This window comes from Pseudomonas sp. 9_2_1 (assembly GCF_059295275.1).
Window position 1 is genome coordinate 938,609 of record NZ_CM181239.1, and the last position, 23,685, is coordinate 962,293.

A 23,685-nucleotide genomic window follows, 5' to 3' on the forward strand; every position below is an offset into this window, starting at 1 on the left:
ACAGGTTACGCGCTGCATCTGTAGGAGCAGCCTTGTGCTGCGAAAGGGCCAACTACATCTATTACAGATCAGTACACATCCCGCCGATATCGCCCATCCTCGACCAGCTGCTGCACAACCGCCTCGCCAAGCAAACCGTTGAGCGCCGCATCCACTCCCGCAGCCATCCCCTGCAGGCTGCCGCAGACATACACACAGGCGCCATCTGCCACCCAGCGTTTGAATTCCTCGGCCTGCTGCAGCAGCACATCCTGCACATACACTTTCTCGGCCTGATCCCGCGAAAACGCCAAGTCCAGGCGTGCCAGGTCGCCGCTGGCCAACCAGCCTTGCAGCTCATCAGCGCACAGCAGGTCATGGGCGCGATTGCGCTCGCCGAACAGCAGCCAGTTGCGCTGCTCGCCCGCATTCACCCGCGCCCGCATCAGGCTGCGCAGGCCGGCCAGGCCAGTGCCATTGCCGATCAATATCATCGGTGCGGCACTTTCCGGCAGGTGGAAGCCGCTGTTGCGCCGCAGGCGCAGGCTTAGCGTGCCGTTCAGCGGCAGGTACTCGGTCAGCCAGCCGGAACCCAGGCCCAGGTTGCCATCGGCGTGGCGCTCCTGGCGCACGATCAGTTCCAGCACACCATCGCTGGCAATCGAGGCGATCGAATATTCGCGGCTGCCGATCGGTACCAGTGCGTCCACCAGCGCTTGCGGCTGCAAGCCGATCAGGTGATCACGTCGCGTCGGCAACTGTCGCCCGACCAAGGCCTGGGCCAGCGTTTCGCCCAGGCCATTCACCTGCACCCGGGCAGTGGGGTCCAGCGCCATGCCGTTGAGGAAAGCGTCGATCCGTGGCTGCCCATTGAGCGGCAGGATCTCCACCAGGTCTCCGGCTTCCCAGCTGGCGGGTTGCTCCGGTTGCAGGCCCAGCAGGTACACCGGCTGGCCTTGGCTACCCGGGTTGAGCAGTTCGCGGCGCACCAGCGACCAGTTGCCAAAGCTTGGCGGCTGCCAGGCGGCCACTGGCTGGGCGCCGGTCAATTGCGCCAGCTCCTGCTGCCATTGCTGCAGGGCTGCCTGGTCGGCATTGTCCACTTCCACCGGGCTGAACGCGCTGCTGGCACCGCGCTCACCCAGCCACGCTTGCAGACGGCGGGCAAAACCGCAGAAGTGCGGGTACTGGCGGTCACCCAGGGCGAGCAGGGCGTAGTTGAGGTTGTTCAGCGCCCACGGCTGGCCCAGCACCTTGCGTTCGAAGGCGCGGGCGCTGTCGGGCGCTTCGCCGTCGCCGAAGGTACTGACCACGAACAGCGCGCGGCGCGCCTGGCGCAAGTCGCTTTCCGCCAGATCGGCCAAGGCGCGTACCTGCACCGGCAGGCCGGCCGCCTGCAACTGCCCGGCGCTCTGCCAGGCGAGCTGCTCGGCAAAGCCGCTCTGGCTGGCAAAACCGATCAGCCAGCTGTCGCTGCTGCCAGTGTTGCTTGTGACATTGCCGCGGGCTGCGCGGACCTGGCGCTTCTTGCGGCGGCGGTCGAGGTACAGCAGCCAACCGGTGACGAAGAACAGCGGCATGGTCAGGCTGGCGATGGTGACGATAATGCGTCCCGGCAGGCCGAAGTATTCACCGACGTGCAGGGCGTAGACGCTTTGCAGCAGCTGGGCCTTGAAGGACTTGTCGGTGTAGCGGTCGTGTTTTTTCACCTGGCCGGTGGCCGGGTCCAGTACCAGGGTGTTGAAGGCGCGTGGGTGATCGGAACTGTCCAGCAGGTAGAACAGGTTGGCCGGCTGGCCGCCAACCGGAGGCAGGCGCAGGTTGTAGGCGGCCAGGCCTGGGCCGGCGGCGTCCTTGAGGTTGGCCCAGATGGCATCGTAGTCGACGACCAGCGGCGGCGCGTTCTTGTCGACCTTTTGCGGCCCGTGGCGGCCACGGCCTTCGCCGCGCTTTTGCTGCTGGCCGGCGGCCGGCGCGTCGGCCAGCAGCTTGTTCAGGCCTTCGCGGTACCACTCGTAGGACCAGAACAGGCCGGTCAGGGCGAACAACAGGTAGAACAGCAGGCACCAGGTACCGGCTACGGCGTGCAGGTCCCAGTTGAAGGCGCGGCCTTTCTTCGCCCAGTCGAAGGTCAGCCAGGTGCGCCAGTCCAGCGCCTTGCGCGGCCAGCGCAGGCACAAGCCGGACAGGCAGAAGAACACCAGCATCAGGGTACAGGCGCCGGTGATCTGCCGGCCTGTGTCGCCGATGGCCAGGAAACGGTGCAGCTTGAGCATGAGGTTGAAGAAGCCTTGCCCGGCCACTTCACCCTTGAGTTCGCCGGTGTAGGGGTCGGCGTAGCGCAGCTCGCCGCGACGTTCGCCCGGTGCCGGCATGAAGAAGATGCGTGCGGCGTTGCCTTCGCGTACGTCCACCCACAGCATCGACACCTTGTCGTGTTGCTGGGCTTCGACGCGCTGCACCAGTTCGGCCGGTGGCAGTACGCCTTCGGCGCGGACTTCTACCTTGAGTACGTCGGCATTGAATGCGCGCAGCAGTTCTTCCTGAAACGAGTACAGGGCGCCGGTGATGCCCATCACGGCCAGCACCAGGCCAGCGGTGATGCCAAAGAACCAGTGCAATTGGAACAGCGTCTTCTTCACCACATGATCACCTTGTGTTTCTGCCGCTGCCTGCGCGGCGTGCATTATGCCTTGATACGCAAAAGCCCCGCTCACTGGAATGAACGGGGCTCGGGGTGACTTCCTTAGAAGTGGAAGTTAGCGCTCATGAGCGCAGTTCGGCCGGGCGCTACGTGCGCGTAATGCGGAGCGAACACCTGATCGAAGTAACGCTTGTCAGTCAAATTTTGCACATTCAACTGCAGGTCTACATTCTTAGTCAGACGATAGGTCGCCATGGCGTCGTAGCGCCAGTAGGAAGGCACTTCGACTGAGTTGGCTTCGTCGCCAAATCGCGAGTCAACGAAGGTGGCACCGGCACCAATAGTCAGCTGAGGAATGATGTCGTAAGTCGACCAGAAGGTGAAATTGTTTCGCGGCGTACTAGGCATGTGGTTGCCCTCGTTCGCTGCGGTCGAGGTTTTCACGATCTCGCTTTCCATATACGTGTAGCCACCGTAGACCTTCCATTTGCTTGTCAGGTTACCCGCATACGTAAGCTCCACACCCTGTACACGTTGTTCGCCATCCAGTACTTGATAGGTCGCATTGTCAGGATCGGTGACCCGTGCATTGGTTTTGTCGGTGCGGAACAAGGCAGCGGTCAGCGACAGGTTGTCGTCGAAGAAATCCCACTTCGTACCGATCTCGTAGTTGCGGTTGCGCTCCGGATCGAGGTTGCTGTTGTTGACTGCCAGTTCCAGCCCACCGTTACCGCTGGTTTCCCCCGACGGGTTGCTGGAAGTCGACCATGCAGCGTAAATGCTGCCGTTAGGCAGCGGCTTGTAGACTACGCCGACCTGATAATTCCACAAATGCGCATTGTTTTCCCGAGAGAAGTCGCCTGGGAGTGAGCCACGACCACCCGTGCTGTAGCCGCTCGATTTTGTCTGGTAATCGTCGTAACGCAAGCCAAGGTTCAGCGACCATTGATCATTGAAGGTGAGTGTGTCGAATACATAAGCAGCGCTGGTCTTGGTGTCGGTGTCAGTGAATGCAGCGCTATCAGCGATGGTTCCAGACCAGCCGTCATCGGGAGAAGGGTCATAGAGGCTCGTGCAATCGCCCGAAGCCAGCAGCGCCGGGCTGCAAACGGTACCCGTGCCAGCTGCCGAAGTAATGACATAACCGCGGTTATGGGTGTCGCTGTAACTGAACTCAAGGCCCGTTACAAGGCTATGCTGAATGAAACCAGTATCGAACTTGGCACTCAGGTCGGTTTGGTTCACCCAGCCTTTGGACGTCGAGTTGCGGTTCTTCGTAGAGCGGTAGACCGTACCATTGGCCACGTTCCCTTTGCTGTCATCCGGGTTGGTTACGATGTAGTCGAGTGTCGAACGTGACATCCGGAAGCTGTTGGACAGCGTCAGATTGTCGTTCAGGTCATGTTCTATACGGATCGTGCCGCTGTCGTTGCTGGTCTTGCGATAATCGCGACCATTCAAACCGTAGAAATTATCGCGATCAACATGTGCCGGGCCATCTACATCGTATTTGCTACGCGTGGCGCTCCGATCAAGCGGGATACCATAGTCCGGCATGTCGTCGGTTTTCAGGTGGTAGTAACCCACTGTTACCCGGGTATCGGTGCCCAAACCGAAAGCGAAGGAGGGAGCCACGCCCCAGCGGCTCACATCTACATCGTCACGACCGGCGACGTTGGCCTCGTGCTTCATCAGGTTCAGGCGGAAGGCGGAGGTGTCGGTCAGCTGTTTGTTCAGATCCAGTGTGGTGCGTTTGGTTTGGTCTGAGCCCCAGGTGAACCCACCGTTGTAGCTGTCACCCAGTTTTGCGTTCTTGGTAACGAGGTTCAGGCTACCGCCCGTTGAGCCGGCACCGGTGAATGCAGAACCAGGGCCTTTGGCCACTTCGATGGATTCAACGTTGAAGATTTCCCGGCTTTGGGAAGCAACATCGCGCATGCCATCGATAAAGACGTCGCTCTCTGCGTTGAAACCGCGAATGATTGGGCGGTCTCCAGCCGGATTGCCGCCCTCGCCGGCGCCGAAGGTGATGCCAGGTGTAGTACGCAGGGCATCTACCAAGGAGGTCGCACCTGTGTCACGGATGACTTGTTGTGGGATCACCGTAACGCTTTTAGGTGTTTCACGCAGTGGCGCGGTGTATTTCTTGGAGCTGGCGGTGTCAGCCTTGTAGCTGGTGGCATCCTGCGCCGCGTTGACACTGGTCGCATCCAGCGAAATGACGGAATCACCCAGCTGATCATCTGCGTGAGCAAACTGAGCAGTCGATACAGCAGATACCGCTACACCGATAGCGGTGACGATCAGGCGTGGCGAACTCACTGCAGATGGTACGTACTGGCGCATTGCTAAGGACCTTCCCCAAGGTGTTGTGGCGGCGGATACTAATGTAAGCAATTGTGACTAACAATTGAGATTCGTTACCATTCGTGAAGAATTTACAATCTTTACAATTTGCCTTTACGGTTTCATCAAGCTGAAACGTCTTAAGCGGCGAATGGGGCTTGTGAAGTGCAAAAGGGAATCAATATCATTGACTCCTTTGGATTTCCTGACGGTACTTCGACATGCTGCTGCACATCCCCGGCCTGTTCGAGGCTGATGAACTGGCCCGTATCCGCGAGGCGCTGGAGCAGACCGACTGGGCCGACGGCAAGATCACGGCTGGCTATCAGTCGGCCAAGGCCAAGCACAACCTGCAGTTGCCGGAGGGCCACCCGCTGGCCAAGGAGATAGGCACTGCGCTGATCGACCGTCTGTGGAAAACCCCGCGCTTCATGTCGGCGGCTTTGCCGCACAAGGTGTTCCCGCCGTTGATCAACTGCTACCGCGAAGGCGGCAACTTCGGTTTCCACATCGACAACGCCTTGCGCCAGCCCAAGGGCAGCGCCGAACGGGTGCGCACCGACCTGTCTTCCACGCTGTTCCTCAGTGACCCGGACAGCTATGACGGCGGCGAGCTGGTTATCCAGGACACCTATGGCGTGCAGCAGATCAAGCTGGCTGCCGGAGACCTGGTGCTGTACCCCGGCACCAGCCTGCACAAGGTCAACCCGGTGACCCGCGGGCAACGCTATGCTGCGTTCTTCTGGACCCAGAGCCTGGTGCGCGAGGACAGCCAGCGGGCGCTGCTGTTCGAGATGGACAACGCCATCCAGCAACTGACCGCCGATGTGCCGGATCACCCTTCGCTGCTGCAATTGACCGGCACCTACCACAACCTGCTGCGCCGCTGGGCCGAGGTCTGAACCGTGTCCTACCTGTTACGACGTGAAGAAGTGGTGGATGTGGCTGGCTTGCAGGCCATGCTCGAAGAAAGCCCCGGCAAGGCTGCCCAGGCGATCCTCGCCGCAGCCGGGCAGGGCGTGATCGAGGCGCAGTCGCTGCTGGGTCAGATCCTGCTCGACGGGCGCGGTATCGAGGCGGATGCCGGGGTCGCCCGCCGCTGGTTCGGCATTGCTGCACAGGGCGGCAGTGCCATGGCGCACAACATGCTCGGGCGTTGCCTGGAGCATGGCTGGGGCGGTGAGGTGAACCTGTCCCAGGCCGCCATTCACTATGCCCGGGCGGCAGATGCCGGCCTGGACTGGGGCCTGTACAACCTTGCCAACCTGCTGGCAACCGGGCGTGGCGTACCGGCCAACCAGGCGCAGGCGCTGATGTGTTACGAGAAGGCTGCCCAGCAGGGCCATGCCAAGTCGATGAACCTGTACGGGCGCTACCTTGAGCAAGGCATCGCCACGGCACCCAGCCCGGCGCGGGCGGTGCGCTGGTACCGGCGTTCGGCCGAGGCGGGGGATTTTCGCGGCATGTTCAGCCTGGCGCTGGTGCTGGTCGAGCGGGGTGAGCTGGCGGAAGCAGGGCAGTGGTTGGAGCGGGCGCGGGTCGAGGGGAACATGAACTTCCTGCGCGCGGCGCTGGTGACCTTGCAGGGCGCGGGGCCGGTGTTGATGGCGTTTGCCGGGCGCTATGCCGAGGAGATCGAACGGCGCGGGGAGTGAGGGTGCCTGTGCCGGCCTCTTCGCGGGTAAACCCGCTCCCACAGGTACTGCGCTGGGCCTGAAGGGAGCACCGTACCTGTGGGAGCGGGTTTACCCGCGAAAGGGCCGTAACTGAACAGCACACAAATGAAAACGGGGCGTTTCGGCCCCGTTATGCATTACAGGTAGAACGACTTCAGCGGCGGGAAGCCGTTGAATTCCACTGCGCTGTAGCTGGTGGTGTAGGCACCGGTCGACAGCCAGTACAGGCGGTCACCGATGGCCAGGTTCAGCGGCAGGCCGTACTTGTAGTTTTCGTACATGATGTCGGCGCTGTCGCAGGTCGGGCCGGCGATGACCACTTCTTCGGTTTCGCCTTTCTTCTCGGTCCAGATCGGGAACTTGATGGCTTCATCCATGGTTTCGATCAGGCCGGAGAACTTGCCCACGTCGGTGTAGATCCAGCGCTCGACGGCGGTGCGCGACTTGCGTGCAACCAACACTACTTCGCTGACCAGAATGCCGGCGTTGGCAATCAGCGAGCGGCCTGGCTCCAGAATGATTTCCGGCAGGTCGTCACCGAAATCTTCCTTCAGGAAGCGGATGATCTCTTCGGCGTAGGTTTCCAGGCTGTTGGTGCGGGTGATGTAGTTGGCCGGGAAGCCGCCACCCATGTTGATCAGCTTCAGCTCGATGCCGTCTTCTTCCTTCAGGCGCTCGAAAATCACTTTGACCTTGGCGATGGCTGCGTCCCATACGCTGATGTCGCGCTGCTGCGAACCCACGTGGAAGGAAATGCCGTAAGGCACCAGGCCCAGGTCGCGGGCGAGGATCAGCAGGTCCATGGCCATGTCGGTCTGGCAGCCGAATTTACGGGACAGCGGCCAGTCGGCAGTGGTGGAACCTTCGGTCAGGATACGCACGTACACTTTCGAGCCCGGCGCGGCCTTGGCGATGTTGCGCAGGTCGGCTTCCGAGTCGGTGGAGAACAGGCGCACGCCCTTCTCGTAGAAGTAGCGGATGTCCTTGGACTTCTTGATGGTGTTGCCGTAGCTGATGCGGTCGGCGCTGACGCCGCGGTCCAGCACCTTGTCCAGCTCGTAGATCGAGGCGATGTCGAAGCTCGAACCTTTCTCTTTGAGCAGGTCGATGATTTCAACGGCCGGGTTGGCCTTGACCGCGTAGTAGACCTTGGCGAATTCGAAACCGGCGCGCAGGTCGTCGTAGGCCTGGCTGATCATCTGGGTGTCGATGACCACGAACGGGGTTTCCTGCTTGTCGGCGAACGCCTTCATTTTCTGGAAGGTGTCACGCGCGAAATAGTCTTCAACCTGGATCGACATGCTCAGGGACTCCATGGGCAAACGGTAAATTTAAGTGGCTGCAAACTGAACGTCCTCCGTATCCCCACTTTGGTTCGCCTACTCAGTACTTGAGCCGGATGGATCGTTTCCAGCATGGACGTTCGGCGCGCACTTTAGGGCGTGAAGAATGCAGAATCAACAGGCAATCCGGGCGCGATCGGCGTGGATCGACGACCCGCCATTTGAATAACCGACTCGTGTGACCGGCTGATGTTCCCCGGGATGTTTCAAGCGTAAATAATTGTGGAATGGACCGCGTTGACCCCTGCGCGGGTAAACCCGCCCCCGCAGGGTTTTCGCTGTTGAAGTGGCAGCAGGTTCACCCGCCAAATGGCCACAGGTGTTCATATTTATGGCCACATTTTTTTGTACGACCGTGCATGAAATCCGTCATAAATTTTTTGTTACCGACTGGCGGAATTGCCGGTTTTTATGAGAACCATTACTATTCGCACCCTTATCTGCCTCCCTGACGGCCCTGATCGTGTCCGGACACAAAGGCTTCTTCGACCATTACCATGAGCTGATCGGCACCTGGACGCGCAAGTTGCGCAATCGCCAGCAGGCCGAAGACCTCACCCATGACGCCTTTGTCCGGGTGCTGGAAAACCCGCGTGAGCAGGTTGAGCAGCCGCGTGCCTACCTGCACCAGACGGCCCGCAACATTGCGGTGGACGGCTTTCGCCGCGAAGACCGGCGCCAGGCACTTGAGCTGGACGCGTTCGACGCCGGCGCTGTCGGCAGTAGCGACCCGGAGGCTTACGTGCATGCACTGGAACTGGCCGACAGCGTCGAGCGGGCGCTGGCCGAGCTGCCGCTCAACTGCCGGCAGGTGTTCATCTGGCAGAAGCTCGAAGGCCTGACCCAGGCCGAGATTGCCCAGCGCATGGGGTTGAGCAAGAACATGGTCGAAAAGTATATGATCCGCACGCTCCGGCATCTGCGTGAGCACCTGGATGTGTCGGCATGATGAGTCAGGAGGCCTTTTCGATGAAACAGCCCGGTACCGGTACCGATACCGTCCGCGAGCAGGCGGCCGCATGGTTCGTTCGCGTGCAGGACGCGCCCGGTGATACCGCGCTGCAGAAGCAGTTACGTGCCTGGTTGGAGAGCGACGCGCGCCACCGCGAAGAATTCGACCATCTCAGCCGCGTCTGGCAGGCCGCCGACCTCATACCTCGTCAGCGCCTCGAGGCCCTATGCCAGCCGGACCCGGTGCAGCAGCTGCCGCGCCGGCGTTTATTGCGCCAGGCGTTGGCCGCTAGTGTGGCGGTATTGGCATTGGGGCTGGGCTGGAGTGCCTGGCACTACCAGCAACTGAATCACCAAGACACCCTGCAGACTGCCTTCAATGAGCGCCGCCAGGTCGAATTGCCGGACGGCTCGCACCTCGAACTCAACGGCAGCACGCAGTTGCAGGTCGATTTCAGCGCCGGCCAGCGGCATGTCCGGCTGAGTGCCGGCGAGGTGATGTTCACCGTCGCCCACGACAGCAGCCGGCCATTCGTGGTGGACACTGCCCAGGGCAGCGTGACCGTCACCGGTACCCGCTTTGATGTACGCCTCGACCCGACCGCTACCCGCGTGGCAGTGGAGCAGGGCTCGGTGCGGGTGCAGGGCCAGGGCGCTTCGCTGGCGCGACTGACTGCTGGCCTGGGCTCATATATAGATGCAAAAGGCGTGGTGGCCGCACCCTATACGGTCAACACCAATGCCGTGACCGCCTGGCGCCAGGGCAAGCTGGTGTTCGACAACGCCACCCTCGCCGAGGTGGTGGCCGAAGCATCGCGCTATCGCAGCCAGCCGATATGGATCGCCCCCGGCAAAGTCGCCCAGCTGCGGCTTTCCAGCACCTTCAGCACCGACGATACCGACGCCTTGCTGCGGGCCTTGCCGAGCATCCTGCCGGTGGCCATCAAGGCCCATGAAGACGGGTCGCGAGAAATAATCGCGAAATAGATTCAGGTTTTTTTCCGCTCGTTCGTCTTCCCCGCCAGCTGCAACTGCCAAGCATTTACATTTGCATGCGGTTGGCGTTTATCCCGCATTCCAGGAAGTTTCGACGACGTGAACAATAACAAGCCCTTCCCACGCTTCCGTGCCTTGGCGCTGGCCTTGGCAGTCAGTGCCGTGGCCGTCAACAGCCAGTCCGCAGCGGCGGCCGGCACCATCCAGATCCAGGCCCAGCCATTGGCTTCGGCGCTGAACCAGCTTGGCCAGCAGACCAACCTGCAGCTGTTCTTCAGCCCCGACCTGGTCGCCGGCAAGCAGGCCCCGGCCGTGTCTGGCCAGCTGGCCCCCGAGCAGGCGCTGCAGCAGTTGCTGCAAGGCAGCGGCCTGACCTACGAGATGTCCCAGGGCACGGTGGTGGTCAAGCCGGCCCAGGCCGCTGACGCCCTCGGCGGCGGCAGCCTGGAGCTGGCGCCCACAGACATCAAGGTGGTGGGTGACTGGCTGGGTGAGGCCCAGCAGAGCGTGGTGCAGAACCACCCCGGCGCACGCACCGTGGTGCGCCGCGAGGCGATGGTGGAGAAGGGCGCGATGAATGTGCGCGACGTGTTGCGCGGCATCCCTGGCGTGCAGGTACAGGATTCCAACGGCACCGGCGGCAGCGACCTGTCGTTGAACGTCGGTGTGCGTGGCCTGACCTCGCGGTTGTCGCCGCGCTCCACGGTACTGATCGATGGCATTCCGGCGGCCTTTGCGCCTTACGGCCAGCCGCAGTTGTCGATGGCGCCGATTTCATCCGGCAACCTCGACAGCATTGATGTGGTTCGCGGCGCAGGCTCGGTGCGCTATGGCCCGCAGAACGTCGGCGGGGTGATCAACTTCGTCACCCGGGCGATCCCGGAGAAAGCCTCAGCGGAACTGTCCACCACCCTGGAAACCTCCCAACACGGCGGCTGGAAGCACACCGAGTCAGCGTTCGTCGGCGGCACTGCAGACAACGGCATGGGCGTTGCGCTGCTCTACACCGGGGTGAATGGCAACGGCTACCGCGAGAGCAACAACGGCAACGACATCGACGACGTCATCCTCAAGACCCACTGGGCGCCCACCGATGTCGACGAGTTCTGGCTCAACTTTCATTATTACGATGGCCGCGCCGACATGCCCGGCGGGCTGACCCAGGCCCAGTACGACAGCAACCCGTACCAGTCGCTGCGCGACTACGACTACTTCGCCGGCCGGCGCAAGGACGTATCGTTCAAGTGGCAGCGCCAGCTCGACGACGCTACCCAGTTCGAGGTGCTGACGTACTACACCGACAGCTTTCGCGGCAGCACCATCGCCGCGCGCGACATGAAAACCCTGTCGTCATACCCGCGCAACTACCACACCTTCGCCATCGAGCCACGCCTGTCGCGCATCTTCTTCGCCGGGCCGACCACCCAGGAAGTCAGCGTGGGCTACCGCTACCTCAAGGAAGCCATGCGCGAGCAGTCGACCCGCCTTGCGCTGATCGACAATGTGCCGACCCCCACCCCGACGTCCGATGGTCACGTGTTCCAGGACCGCAGCGGCGGCACCGAGGCCAGCGCCTACTACATCGACGACAAGATCGACGTGGGCAACTGGACGATCACCCCGGGCATCCGCTTCGAGCACATCAACACCGACTGGCGCGACCGCTCGGTGCTGGACGCCAACAACCGCCCGGTGCCGGAGAAAAACCGCAGCATCACCAGCAACGAGCCGTTGCCGGCGCTCAGCGTGATGTACCACATCTCCGATGCGTGGAAGGTGTTCGCCAACTACGAGACCTCGTTTGGCAGCCTGCAGTACTTCCAGCTGGGGCAGGGTGGTGCGGGCGACAGCACGGCCAATGGCCTGGAGCCGGAAAAAGCCAAGACGTATGAAGTGGGTACGCGCTATGACGATGGCGGGTTTGCCGGTGAACTGACAGCGTTCTACATCGACTTTGATGACGAGTTGCAATACATCAGCAATGACGTGGGCTGGACCAACCTTGGCGCCACCAGGCACCAGGGTATCGAGGCGTCAGTGCGCTATGACCTGGCCGGGCTGGACCCGCGCCTTGACGGGCTGTCGGTGAGCGGCGGTTATACCTTCACCCGCGCCACCTATGAAGGGGAGATCCCGGGCTTCAAGGGCCGTGACTTGCCGTTCTATTCACGCCAGGTGGCTACTGCCGGAGTGCGTTACGCGGTCAACCGCTGGACCTGGAACCTGGATGCCTACGCCCAGTCGAAGCAGCGCGCGCCAGGTACCGGGATCAACGCCGACGGCAGCTTCAACGGCGACTACATCACCGAGCCTGGTGCCGATGGGCAGTATGGCGATATTCCGGGGTACGTGACCTGGCATGCCCGGGGCGGGTATGAGTTCGGGCCGCAGATGTCCAACCTGAAGCTGGCGGCGGGGGTGAAGAACCTGTTCGACAAACAGTACTTCACTCGCTCCAGCGACAACAATGCCGGCATCTATGTGGGTGAGCCGCGGACCTTCTATGTGCAGGCCAGTGTAGGGTTCTGATACCGCGTCGCCTGCTTCGCGGGTGAGCCCGCTCCCACAGGTCCGGTGCAAGTCTTGGCTTCTGCACCTACCCTGTGGGAGCGGGTTTACCCGCGAAGAGGCTCTCGGATCAGGACGCGACCGCCTCGGCTGGCGAAACAATGCTGGTCTTGGCCCCACGCGAGCGCCCCGAGCTCAGGTAAGCCGCAATCGACTCCTGGGTCACTTCACCCAGGAACACCTGCTCGGCATCCAGCACCGGCAACCAGGCCCGGTTGAACTCGTACATGCGCGACAGCAGGATGCGCAGATGCTCATCATGCGAGGCCGTGGCATTGAACTGGCGCAGGAAGTCGCCACACGTACCTTGCTGGCGATGCATGTCACGCCGGCGCACGTAGCCCAGCGCCTGGTTCTGCCCATCGGTCACTACCACATAGCGGCGGTCGTGCTCGTCCAGCAGTTCCACCGCATCGCTCACCGGCGTCCCCGGGCTTACCGACGGCGCGTTGTCCGCTGCATCTTCGGCACGCACCAGCAACAGGCGCTTGAGGGTGCTGTCCTGGCCGACAAAATTGCTGACAAAGTCGTCCACCGGGTGCGCCAGCAAGGTGTCCGGGTGGTCCAGCTGCAACAGCTTGCCCGCGCGGAAGATGGCAATCTTGTCACCCAGCTTGATCGCCTCGTCGATATCGTGGCTGACCATGATCACGGTCTTGTTCAATGCCCGTTGCATCTCGAAGAACTCGTTCTGGATCATCTCGCGGTTGATCGGGTCGACCGCGCCGAACGGTTCGTCCATCAGCAGCACCGGCGCGTCCGCTGCCAGGGCGCGGATCACGCCGATACGCTGCTGCTGGCCGCCGGAAAGCTCGCGCGGGTAGCGCTGCAGGTACTGTTTGGGTTCGAGCTTGATCATGTGCATCAGCTCGCGGGCGCGGTCGTGGCACTTCTGCTTGTCCCAGCCGAGCAGGCGCGGTACCACGGTGATGTTCTCCTCGATGGTCATGTTGGGGAACAGGCCGATCTGCTGGATCACATAGCCGATATGGCGGCGCAGGGTGACCTCATCCAGCCCGGTGGTGTCCTCGCCGTTGATGAACACCTGGCCGGAGGTAGGTTTGATCAGGCGGTTGATCATTTTCAACGTGGTGCTTTTACCGCAGCCCGACGGGCCGAGAAACACACAGATTTCGCCTTCGTTGACGGTGAGGTTCACCGAGTCGACGGCTTTGACGTCCTTGCCGTTGGCGTTGAAGGTCTTGCTGAGGTTTTTCAGTTCGATCATGAGCGCAGTCCTTCTGGAGTCAGGGCACGTTGCAGGGTTTGCAGCAGCAGGTCGGCGATGATCGCCAGCAGGCTGACCAGTACGGCGCCGACCAGCAGCATCGACATGTCGCTGCGGCTGATGGAGGTGAGGATGAGCACGCCCAGGCCGCCGGCGCCGATGGTGGCGGCAATGGTCATGACGCCGATGTTCATGACCACGGCAGTGCGCACACCGGCAAGAATCACCGGCACTGCGATGGGCAGTTCGACCATGCGCAGGCGCTGGCCGAAGGTCATGCCGATGCCGCGCGCCGCTTCACGGATGCCGGGTTCGACGTTGGTCAGGGCCAGGTAGGTGTTGCGCATGATCGGCAGCAGCGAGTACAGGAACACCGCAGTGATCGCCGGCAGTGGGCCAAGGCCCTGGCCGAACTTTGAATAGAACGGCAGCAGCAGGCCGAACAGGGCGATGGACGGAATGGTCAGCAGCACCGTGGCGCTGGCCTGCAGCGGGCCGGCGACGGCCGGGAAGCGTGTCATCAGGATGCCCAGCGGCACGCCGACCAGAATCGCCAGGCTGACGGCGACGCCGACCAGCATGATGTGCTGCCAGGTCAGCTGCAGCACCTGCGCCCAGTCCAGGTGGTTGAAAGTGTCGATCAGGTTCATGGCTGGCCCTCGCTGTGCAGTGGGTGCTCTCGCAGGAAGGCGGCAGCCACGGCGGTGGGGTTCTGGTGCTCGACGTCGACCTGGGCGTTCAGCTGGCGCATGGTTTCGTCATCCAGCAGCTCGGCCAGAGGCTTGAGCAGGCCGACCAGTTGCGGGTTGGCATCGAGCACGGCTTTGCGTACCACCGGCGCGGCGGTGTAGTCGGGGAAGTAGTGCTTGTCGTCTTCCAGCAGTTTCAGGTTGAACGCGCTCAGGCGGCCGTCGGTGGTGTAGACCAGCCCGGCGAATACCTGGTTGTTGCGCATGGCGGTGTACACCAGGCCGCCGTCCATCTGGCGGATATTGCGCCGGTCCAGCGGCAGTCGGTACATCTCGCGCAGCCCGACCAGGCCGTCGGGGCGGTTGGCGAACTCGGTGTCCAGTGCCACCAGGTGGGTGCGCTCGCTTTCGTCACGCAGTACCAGGTTGAGGTCGCTGATGGTATTGATCTGCGGATAGGCTTCGGCCACTTGCTTGGGCAAACCCAGCGCGTAGGTGTTGCTGAACTTCGACGGGCTCAGCCAGATCAGGTCCTTTTTTGCATCCAGCGCCTTTACCCGGGCGAAGGTGGCTGCGGCACTGGGCATGCGCTCGTCGATATGGTTGTACGACACCAGCGACACGCCGGTGTATTCCCACATCAGGTCGAGCTGGCCGGTTTCCTGGGCCTGGCGGGCAATGTTGCTGCCAAGGCCGGTGGTGACGCGCACGTCAAAGCCATTGGCGCGCAGGTACTGCGCAGTGATTTCGGCTAGCACGGTCTGTTCGGTGAACACCCGCGCGCCGATACGGATCAGCGGTTTGTCCGCCGCCTGGGCAAATCCTGCAAACAGCAGGGCCGCGCCCAGCAGCAAGGCGATTCTCTTCTTCATACGTTCCCTATCTTTATTGGGCCAGGCCACGTTCCAGCCAGCGCTTGCTGGAGAAACTCACCGCAGCATCCAGCACCAGGGCCAGCAATGCGGTGCAGGCGGCACCCAGCAGCAGCTGTGGCTGGTTGTTCAGGCCGATGCCGGGAAAGATCAGGCTGCCCAGGCTGTTGGCCCCGATCAGGAAAGCCAGTGGCGCGGTACCCACGTTCAGCGCCAGGGCCACGCGCACCCCGCCGACAATGATCGGCACGGCGTTCGGTAGCTCCACTTGCCAGAGTTGCTGGCGCGGGGTCATGCCGATGCCGGTGGCGGCTTCCTTGAGCGAGGCGGGGACGTTTTTGAGGCCCTCGTAGGTGTTGCGCACGATGGGCAGGAGGGAGGCGAGGAACAGCGCGAAGATCGCAGGCCCGGCGCCGATGCCCAGGATACTGAGGGCGATGGCCAGAACGGCCAGAGGGGGAATGGTGTTGCCAACGTTGAAGAACTGCATGAAGCGCTCGGCTTTGTCGACCCGGTGCGGTCGACTGAGCGCAATGCCGGCGGGGATGCCCACGGCCAACGCCGCCGCCATCGAAGCCAGCACCAGTATCAGGTGCGCTTGCAGGTAGAACCCAAGATCGTCGCGATAACGCGCGATCGTGTCGATGCCGATCCAGTGGATCAGCAGGGCCAGGATGACGAGCACGGCGGCCCATCCCAACAGCCCTTTACCGTAGCGTTTAGCCACAGGCGGACTCCTTGTGTTGTCGGCGAGCACACTTCTTTGAAGCCGGCCATGGTTGGCGGCGGGTGGTGTGTTCGCGAGTAGCAGCGTGACGCAGGCCGAAGGCTGCGAATCAAGCCATGAGCCGAACCCCGTCGGGCCCGAAAATGCCAGTAAAACCAATCCCCAAGCGAAGCGGGTTGCAGGGGAGTGGACGTCTCCGTGGGCGCAAAGGTTCCCACTTGAAGCGGCATTTGGCCAGCGTTAATCACTGGGTGTGCGTAATTATGGCGAGAAAAAACAGTGGGTTAATGTGCTGCGGGCGTTGAAACAACTACCCTGTGGCCATTTGCCGTGATAAAGCAATTGCCTGGAAAATTTGTTGTGGCAGGGCCGGCCTATTCACCCACGAAAGGGCCGTACCAAGCGCCGCCTGTTCAGCAAATTTTGGTCCCCGCCCAACTTCAGGTATGATATCGCCCCTTTTAAAATCCCCCAGTCAGGCGATTTCCCATGACCAACCAGGCCGCCGAAGTCGCGAAGCGCCGCACTTTCGCAATCATTTCCCACCCCGACGCCGGTAAGACCACCATCACCGAGAAGCTGTTGCTGATGGGCAAGGCCATTGCCGTCGCCGGTACCGTGAAGTCGCGCAAGTCCGACCGCCACGCCACCTCCGACTGGATGGAAATGGAGAAGCAGCGCGGCATCTCCATCACCACCTCGGTGATGCAGTTCCCGTACCGGGAGCACATGATCAACCTGCTCGACACCCCCGGCCACGAAGACTTCTCGGAAGACACCTACCGCACCCTGACCGCGGTGGACTCGGCGCTGATGGTGCTCGACGGCGGTAAAGGTGTAGAGCCGCGGACCATAGCCCTGATGGACGTGTGCCGCCTGCGCGACACGCCCATCGTCAGCTTCATCAACAAACTCGACCGTGATATCCGCGACCCGATCGAACTGCTCGACGAAATCGAAGCCGTGCTCAAGATCAAGGCCGCGCCAATCACCTGGCCGATCGGTTGCTACCGCGACTTCAAGGGCGTGTACCACCTGCGCGGTGACTACATCATTGTCTACACCCCGGGCCACGGCCATGAGCGTACCGAGGTGAAGATCATCGAGAAGCTCGACTCCGATGAAGCCCGTGCGCACCTGGGGGACGAATATGATCGTTTCCTCGAACAGCTCGAACTGGTCCAGGGCGCCTGCCATGAGTTCGATCAGGACGAGTTCATCAACGGCCAGCTGACCCCGGTGTTCTTCGGTACCGCACTGGGCAACTTCGGCGTAGACCATGTGCTCGACGCGGTTGTCGACTGGGCGCCGCGCCCGCTGGCCCGTGTCGCCCACGAGCGCACCGTGGAGCCGGTGGAAGAGAAGTTCACCGGCTTCGTGTTCAAGATCCAGGCGAACATGGACCCGAAGCACCGCGACCGTATCGCCTTCATGCGCATTTGCTCGGGCAAGTACGAGAAGGGCATGAAGATGCGTCATGTGCGTACCGGCAAAGACTTGCGCATCGGCGATGCACTGACCTTCTTCTCCTCCGAGCGTGAGCAACTGGAAGAGGCGTTTGCCGGTGACATCATCGGCCTGCACAACCACGGCACCATCCAGATCGGCGACACCTTCACCGAAGGCGAGGCGCTGGGCTTCACCGGTATCCCGCACTTCGCCCCGGAACTGTTCCGCCGCGTACGCCTGAAGGACCCGCTGAAATCCAAGCAGTTGCGCCAGGGCCTGCAGCAGTTGGCCGAAGAGGGTGCAACGCAGGTGTTCTTCCCGGAGCGCAGCAACGACATCATCCTGGGTGCGGTGGGTGTGCTGCAGTTCGACGTGGTCGCCAGCCGCCTTAAGGAAGAGTACAAGGTGGAATGCGCATACGAACCGATCACCGTCTGGTCGGCGCGCTGGATCAGCTGCGACGACAAGAAGAAGCTCGAGGAATTCCAGACCAAGGCCATGGAAAACCTGGCCATCGACGGTGGCGGGCACCTGACCTACCTGGCCCCGACCCGGGTCAACCTGGCACTGATGGAAGAGCGCTGGCCGGACGTCAAGTTCCGCGCTACCCGCGAACATCACTGATAACTGAAATGGGGCCGCAACGCGGCCCCATTTCAGTTCACTTCATCAAACACTCCCTGAACTCCGCAACGAGGTCGCCACGACCCGCCTGCAGGCGGCACTGCCGGTGTGGTGGCGGGGCACTTGTAGAGCGTCGACAGCGAATTGATCCGGCGCTGAACCCCAGATCGTCAATTGACCCAAGAATGCAGAACACCTGATGCCTGAGCGCCTCTCGCGCATTTTGCACGGTTCTGAAACAGCATATTTCACTAAGTCATTGATTTTAATGATGGTCATTTTTTGTCACAAATGGCATGGCTGCTGCAATGGTTACTGCGCGAATGGATTTCTCGCTAACAACATAGGGCCAAACATCATGATCACCTCTGCCGACTACCCCGTTGTCGATACCCAAAGCCGCTCAGGGGTTTCCTGGGCGGCTATCTTCGCTGGCGCCGCTACTGCTGCAGCCTTGTCTCTCATCCTTGTGGTACTGGGTGCGGGCCTTGGCTTTGCGGCCACTTCGCCCTGGGCTGATGAGGGTGCAAGTGCCAAGGCCCTGGGCGTCTCCACCATTGTCTGGCTGCTGCTGACGCAGATCATCGCCTCAGGGCTGGGCGGCTACATTGCCGGTCGGCTGCGGGTGAAATGGGCCAACCTGCACGGTGACGAGGTATATTTCCGCGATACCGCACATGGCTTCCTGTCCTGGGCTGTAGCCACGCTGGTAGCGGCGATGCTGGTACTGGGTGCAGCTGGCAACCTGGTAGGTGCCGGTGCCAGTGCCGCGTCACAGGCCGCGACCATGTCGGTAGCAGCAGGTGGTGCAGCAGCGGCGGGTAGCAATAATGACTCGATGGGTTACTTCGTCGACAGCCTGTTCCGTGGCGATGGCCCGGCACCGGTCAGCGACGATGCCGCCAACGGTGTAGCCGCACGCATCCTGGCCAAAGGGATTGCCAGTGACCAGGCATTGCCTGCCGAAGATCGCGCCTACCTGGCGCAACTGGTGGCGCAGCGTACCCGCCTGAGCCAGGCCGAAGCAGAGGCACGTGTCGACCAGGTGATGGCCCAGGTACAGCAGCTGAAGACCGACGCCAAGCAAGCGGCCGACACCGCTGCCAAGGTTGCCGCCTGGACGGCGCTGTGGACCTTTGTCGCACTGCTGTGCGGCGCGTTCTTCGCCAGCGTCGCGGCGCTGTACGGTGGCCGTCAACGTGACCGCGTGCAGTGGCTTGAAGGTGACTACGTCGCTCACCGGACCATTCAACGTTAAGCAAGGAGAACTGCCATGCGCTCGATACTGTTGTGGATGATCGGGGTACCGATTCCCGTGATTATCCTGATTGCACTGTTCATGCACTGAATCGAGGGGCGGCTTATGCCGCCCTTTGCTTTGGCGCTCGACAAGGAGACAGGCCATGCGCTCGATATTGCTGTGGATGATCGGGGTGCCGATCCCGGTGATCATCCTGATCTGGTTGTTCATGCATTGAAATAGCCGGGGCCGCTTTGCGGCCAATCGCCGGCAAGCCAGCTCCCACCCAGACCGCATCGAATTCACGCCCTGCGCCGTACTTGTGGGAGCCTGGCTTGCCGGCGATGGGCCGCAAAGCGGCCCGCCCTTAATCAACGATCAAAGAAACTGCTCGGCATAGTGGCACGCTACCTGCCGGGTACTGACCTGTCGCAGCGCCGGCACCTCCTTGGCGCACCGCTCGGTCGCATACGGGCAGCGCTTGTGAAACGCACAGCCATCCGGCGGATTCAACGGGTTGGGCAGCTCGCCAACAATGCGTATCTTTGGTTTGAGTGGGTCCGGATGAATAGCCGGCGTGGCCGACAGCAGCGCCTGGGTATAGGGATGCAGCGGCTTCTCGTAGATATCCGCCTTGGGCCCCATCTCCGCCGGCCGCCCCAGGTACATCACCAGCACCTGGTCAGCCACATGCCGCACTACCGCCAGGTTGTGCGAGATGAACACGTAGGCGGTGTTGAACTCCTTCTGCAGGTCCATGAACAGGTTCAGCACCTGGGCCTGGATCGACACGTCCAGCGCCGAGGTCGGTTCGTCCGCCACCAGCACCTTGGGCTGCAGCATCATCGCCCTGGCCAGGGCGATACGCTGGCGCTGGCCACCGGAAAACATGTGCGGGTAGCGCTGGTAGTGCTCGGGCCGCAGGCCGACCTGTTCCATCATCTTCTGCACCTTCTCGCGCCGTTCGGCCTTGCTCAGCGAGGTGTTGATCAGCAGTGGCTCGGCCAGTTGGTCACCAATCTTCTGCCGCGGGTTGAGCGAGGCATAGGGGCTCTGGAACACCATCTGCACATCACGGCGCAGTTGCTTGCGTTCGGCCTTGCTGGCGCCTGTCACCTCGGTGCCGGCGATCTGCAACGAGCCCGAGGATGGCTCTTCGATCAGGGTCAGGGCACGCGCCAGGGTCGACTTGCCGCAGCCGGACTCGCCGACCACCGCCAGGGTCTTGCCAGCTTCCAGCTCGAACGACACGCCATTCAGCGCCTGAACCAGGGCATGGCCCTTGAACAGCCCGCGGGACACTTGGTAATGCCGGGTCAGCGCCCGGGCGGATAGAACGACGGCCATCACGCCACCTCCTGGTTCAGCGGGTAGAAGCAACGCACCAGGCTATGCGCCTTGGGGTCGAGGGACGGGCGCTGGTTTCGGCAGTTGTCCTGCACATACGGACAGCGCGGCGACAGCAGGCAACCGACCGGGCGGTCGTAGCGGCCGGGGACGATGCCGGGCAGGGTGGCCAGGCGTTCGGCGCCGATGCTGTGCTCGGGGATCGCCGCCAGCAAGGCTTCGCTGTAGGGGTGGGCGGGCACATCGAACAGCTCGGGTACCTGGCCGACTTCCACGGCCTGGCCGGCGTACATCACGCACACTCGCCTGGCCGTTTCGGCAACTACGGCGAGGTCATGGGTGATCAGGATCAGCGCCATGTTGCGTTCTTTCTGCAAGTTGACCAGCAGTTCCATGATCTGGGCCTGGATGGTCACGTCGAGCGCGGTAGTGGGCTCGTCAGCGATCAGCAGCTTGGGCTCGCCGGCAATTGCCATGGCAATGGCCACACGTTGGCTCATGCCGCCGGACAGTTGGTGCGGGTAGGCATCCAGGCGGCTTTCCGCAGCCGGGATTTCCACCTTTTTCAACAGCTCCAGGGCCCGTTGGCGCGCCGCCTTGCCTTTCAGGCCAAGGTGCTGGCGCAGCACTTCCTCGATCTGGAAGCCCACCGTATAGCTGGGGTTGAGCGCGGTCATCGGGTCCTGGAAGACCATCGCGATGTCCTTGCCCACCACTTTGCGCCGCTGCCGGCCGCTGAGCTTGAGCATGTCGGTGCCGTCGAAGTTGAGGGTATCGGCGGTAATGCGCCCCGGCGCGTCGATCAGCCCCATCAGGGCCATCATGGTCACCGATTTACCCGAACCGGACTCGCCGACGATGGCCAGGATCTCGCCGGCGTCCACCACCAGGTCCAGGCCGTCGACCACCGGTACTGCGTTGGCGTCGCCGAAGCGCACGTTGAGGTTATTGATCTGCAACAGTGACATGGCGTTCTCCTCAGGCGGCGTTCTTGAGTTTCGGGTCCAGCGCATCGCGCAGGCCGTCGCCCATCAGGTTGATTGCCAGCACACTGAGCAGAATGGTGATGCCCGGCAGGCTCACCACCCACCAGGCGCGCTCGATGTAGTCACGGGCCGACGCCAGCATGGTGCCCCACTCGGGGGTTGGCGGTTGTACGCCCAGGCCCAGGAAGCCCAGGGCGGCGGCATCCAGAATCGCCGAAGAAAAGCTCAAGGTGGCCTGCACGATCAGCGGCGCCATGCAGTTGGGCAGCACGGTGACGAACATCAGCCGCGGCAGCCCGGCACCGGCCAGGCGCGCGGCGGTGACGTAGTCGCGGTTCAGTTCGCCCATCACCGCAGCGCGGGTCAGGCGCACGTAGGAGGGCAGCGAAACGATGGCGATGGCAATCACCGTGTTGATCAGGCCTGGGCCGAGGATGGCGACGATGGCCACGGCCAGCAGCAACGACGGCAGGGCCAGCATCACGTCCATCAGGCGCATGATCGACGGCCCGAGAATTTGCGGGAAAAAGCCGGCCAGCAGGCCCAGCAGGATGCCCGGGATCAGCGACATCACCACCGACGACAGGCCGATCAGCAACGACAGCCGCGCGCCCTGGATCAACCGCGAAAGCAGGTCGCGGCCCAGTTCGTCGGTACCGAGGATGAACTGCCAGGTGCCGCCTTCGAGCCACACCGGCGGGGTCAGCAGGAAGTCGCGGTATTGCTCGCTCGGGTCATGCGGGGCGACCCAGGGTGCGAACAGTGCGCAGAACACCACCAGGCACATGAAGGCCAGGCCCATTACCGCGCCCTTGTTGCGCGCGAAGGCTTGCCAGAACTCTTTGTACGGCGAAGGGTAGAGCAGGCTGTGGTCCACCGGGCTGGCCGGCGCCACAGGTTTTGCAATCGGGCTAGTCATGGCAAGGGCCTCAGCGCTGATGACGGATGCGTGGGTTGGCCAGGCCGTAGAGAATGTCCACGACGAAGTTGACCAGGATTACCAGGCAGGCGATCAACAGGATGCCGTTCTGGACCACGGGGTAGTCGCGGGCGCCGATGGCTTCGATCAGCCACTTGCCGATGCCCGGCCATGAAAAGATGGTTTCGGTCAGCACCGCCCCCGCCAGCAGCGTGCCGACCTGCAGGCCGAATACGGTCAGAACCGGGATCAGCGCGTTGCGCAGGCCGTGCACGAACACCACGCGGGCTGGCGACAGGCCCTTGGCGCGGGCGGTGCGGATATAGTCCTCGCGCAGCACTTCGAGCATCGACGAGCGGGTCATGCGGGCGATCACCGCCAGCGGGATGGTACCGAGCACGATGGCCGGCAGGATCAGGTGCATCACCGCGTCCTTGAACGCGCCTTCTTCGTCGCTGAGCAGGGTGTCGATGAGCATGAAGCCGGTCTTCGGCTCGATGTCGTAGAGCAGGTCGATGCGCCCGGACACCGGGGTCCAGCCCAGGCTGACCGAGAAGAACATGATCAGGATCAGGCCCCACCAGAAGATCGGCATCGAGTAGCCGGCCAGCGATATGCCCATCACCCCATGGTCGAACAGCGAGCCACGCTTGAGCGCGGCGATCACCCCGGCCAGCAGGCCGACGACGCCGGCGAACAGCAGGGCGGCCAGGGCCAGTTCGAGGGTAGCGGGGAACAGGGTGAGGAACTCGGTCCACACGCTTTCGCGGGTGCGCAGCGATTCACCCAGGTCACCGTGGGCCAGCTTGCCGACGTAGTCCAGGTACTGGACCGGCAGCGGCTTGTTCAGGCCCAGGCGCTCCATGGCCTGGGCATGCATTTCGGGGTCGACCCTGCGCTCGCCCATCATCACTTCCACCGGGTCGCCGGGGATCAGGCGTATAAGCGCGAAGGTGAGCAAGGTGATGCCGAAAAAGGTCGGTATCAGCAGGCCAAGGCGCCGGGCAATAAAACTCAACATTGTCGGGGTTACCTCATCAGGCCGTGCGGCCAACAGCGCGCGACGGCAGTGCCGCCGGTCCCCGTGAGGGTTGCCGGCGG

At 62.4% G+C, this 23,685-nt stretch carries 18 protein-coding genes; 7 read left to right on the forward strand and 11 right to left on the reverse strand.

What is annotated here, in order from left to right; all coding sequences use genetic code 11:
• Positions 1-68: 68 nt before the first annotated feature.
• Complete coding sequence (locus tag AC5O5I_RS04185; protein WP_494512111.1) at positions 69-2,624, reverse strand: PepSY domain-containing protein; 2,556 nt, start codon at positions 2,622-2,624, stop codon at positions 69-71.
• A 101-nt stretch (positions 2,625-2,725) separates the two neighbouring features.
• On the reverse strand, positions 2,726-4,969 hold the full coding sequence (locus AC5O5I_RS04190) for a TonB-dependent receptor (protein ID WP_172218951.1): 2,244 nt from the start codon (positions 4,967-4,969) through the stop codon (positions 2,726-2,728).
• A gap of 221 nt (positions 4,970-5,190) precedes the next feature.
• Here AC5O5I_RS04190 and AC5O5I_RS04195 point away from each other — a divergent pair, with 221 nt between their 5' ends.
• Together AC5O5I_RS04195 and AC5O5I_RS04200 are read left to right on the forward strand one after the other, a co-directional pair.
• On the forward strand, positions 5,191-5,871 hold the full coding sequence (locus AC5O5I_RS04195) for a Fe2+-dependent dioxygenase (protein WP_172218953.1): 681 nt from the start codon (positions 5,191-5,193) through the stop codon (positions 5,869-5,871).
• Between the two features lie 3 nt (positions 5,872-5,874).
• On the forward strand, positions 5,875-6,624 hold the full coding sequence (locus AC5O5I_RS04200) for a tetratricopeptide repeat protein (protein WP_172218955.1): 750 nt from the start codon (positions 5,875-5,877) through the stop codon (positions 6,622-6,624).
• A 158-nt stretch (positions 6,625-6,782) separates the two neighbouring features.
• On the opposite strand, the gene AC5O5I_RS04205 is transcribed toward AC5O5I_RS04200, so the two are convergent.
• Positions 6,783-7,946: a type III PLP-dependent enzyme gene (locus tag AC5O5I_RS04205; protein ID WP_172218957.1), complete on the reverse strand. Its 1,164-nt coding sequence runs from the start codon at positions 7,944-7,946 to the stop codon at positions 6,783-6,785.
• Positions 7,947-8,451: 505 nt separating this feature from the next.
• Between AC5O5I_RS04205 and AC5O5I_RS04210 the strand changes: the two genes are divergently transcribed.
• The 3 genes from AC5O5I_RS04210 to AC5O5I_RS04220 all read left to right on the forward strand — a co-directional run bounded on the left by AC5O5I_RS04210 (position 8,452) and on the right by AC5O5I_RS04220 (position 12,464).
• Positions 8,452-8,937: a sigma-70 family RNA polymerase sigma factor gene (locus AC5O5I_RS04210; RefSeq protein ID WP_172287687.1), complete on the forward strand. Its 486-nt coding sequence runs from the start codon at positions 8,452-8,454 to the stop codon at positions 8,935-8,937.
• 20 nt (positions 8,938-8,957) lie between these two features.
• Positions 8,958-9,926: a FecR family protein gene (locus tag AC5O5I_RS04215; RefSeq protein ID WP_494512112.1), complete on the forward strand. Its 969-nt coding sequence runs from the start codon at positions 8,958-8,960 to the stop codon at positions 9,924-9,926.
• 108 nt (positions 9,927-10,034) lie between these two features.
• Positions 10,035-12,464: a TonB-dependent siderophore receptor gene (locus AC5O5I_RS04220; RefSeq protein ID WP_494512113.1), complete on the forward strand. Its 2,430-nt coding sequence runs from the start codon at positions 10,035-10,037 to the stop codon at positions 12,462-12,464.
• 109 nt (positions 12,465-12,573) lie between these two features.
• On the opposite strand, the gene AC5O5I_RS04225 is transcribed toward AC5O5I_RS04220, so the two are convergent.
• Genes AC5O5I_RS04225 through AC5O5I_RS04240 form a run of 4 tightly spaced genes read right to left on the reverse strand, consistent with a single transcriptional unit; the run spans position 12,574 to position 16,019 of the window.
• Complete coding sequence (locus AC5O5I_RS04225; protein WP_494512114.1) at positions 12,574-13,731, reverse strand: osmoprotectant ABC transporter ATP-binding protein OsmV; 1,158 nt, start codon at positions 13,729-13,731, stop codon at positions 12,574-12,576.
• Complete coding sequence (locus AC5O5I_RS04230; protein WP_172218967.1) at positions 13,728-14,381, reverse strand: ABC transporter permease; 654 nt, start codon at positions 14,379-14,381, stop codon at positions 13,728-13,730. Before AC5O5I_RS04230 ends, AC5O5I_RS04225 begins: the two co-directional genes overlap by 4 nt.
• Entirely contained in the window at positions 14,378-15,292 is a 915-nt protein-coding gene (locus AC5O5I_RS04235; protein ID WP_172218969.1) for a glycine betaine ABC transporter substrate-binding protein, read from the reverse strand. The genes AC5O5I_RS04230 and AC5O5I_RS04235 overlap by 4 nt, the downstream gene beginning before the upstream one ends.
• Before the next feature lie 13 nt (positions 15,293-15,305).
• Positions 15,306-16,019 (reverse strand): ABC transporter permease, encoded by a 714-nt coding sequence (locus tag AC5O5I_RS04240; RefSeq protein WP_172218971.1) that lies wholly within the window; start codon positions 16,017-16,019, stop codon positions 15,306-15,308.
• 489 nt (positions 16,020-16,508) lie between these two features.
• Here AC5O5I_RS04240 and AC5O5I_RS04245 point away from each other — a divergent pair, with 489 nt between their 5' ends.
• Entirely contained in the window at positions 16,509-18,092 is a 1,584-nt protein-coding gene (locus AC5O5I_RS04245; protein WP_172218973.1) for a peptide chain release factor 3, read from the forward strand.
• Between the two features lie 358 nt (positions 18,093-18,450).
• Positions 18,451-19,350: a hypothetical protein gene (locus tag AC5O5I_RS04250; RefSeq protein WP_172287324.1), complete on the forward strand. Its 900-nt coding sequence runs from the start codon at positions 18,451-18,453 to the stop codon at positions 19,348-19,350.
• 360 nt (positions 19,351-19,710) lie between these two features.
• Here AC5O5I_RS04250 and AC5O5I_RS04255 read toward each other — a convergent pair whose 3' ends face one another.
• Genes AC5O5I_RS04255 through AC5O5I_RS04270 form a run of 4 tightly spaced genes read right to left on the reverse strand, consistent with a single transcriptional unit; the run spans position 19,711 to position 23,605 of the window.
• Positions 19,711-20,679, reverse strand: a complete 969-nt coding sequence (locus tag AC5O5I_RS04255; RefSeq protein ID WP_172218977.1) for a peptide ABC transporter ATP-binding protein — start codon at positions 20,677-20,679, stop codon at positions 19,711-19,713.
• Positions 20,679-21,647 carry an ABC transporter ATP-binding protein gene (locus AC5O5I_RS04260; protein ID WP_494512115.1) on the reverse strand — a complete coding sequence of 323 codons (969 nt, stop codon included), beginning with the start codon at positions 21,645-21,647 and terminating at the stop codon, positions 20,679-20,681. The genes AC5O5I_RS04255 and AC5O5I_RS04260 overlap by 1 nt, the downstream gene beginning before the upstream one ends.
• A gap of 10 nt (positions 21,648-21,657) precedes the next feature.
• The gene (locus AC5O5I_RS04265) at positions 21,658-22,584 is read right to left on the reverse strand and encodes an ABC transporter permease subunit (protein WP_172218981.1); all 927 of its coding nucleotides are present in this window, start codon (positions 22,582-22,584) and stop codon (positions 21,658-21,660) included.
• A 10-nt stretch (positions 22,585-22,594) separates the two neighbouring features.
• On the reverse strand, positions 22,595-23,605 hold the full coding sequence (locus tag AC5O5I_RS04270; protein ID WP_027920247.1) for an ABC transporter permease subunit: 1,011 nt from the start codon (positions 23,603-23,605) through the stop codon (positions 22,595-22,597).
• Between the last annotated feature and the right edge of the window lie 80 nt (positions 23,606-23,685).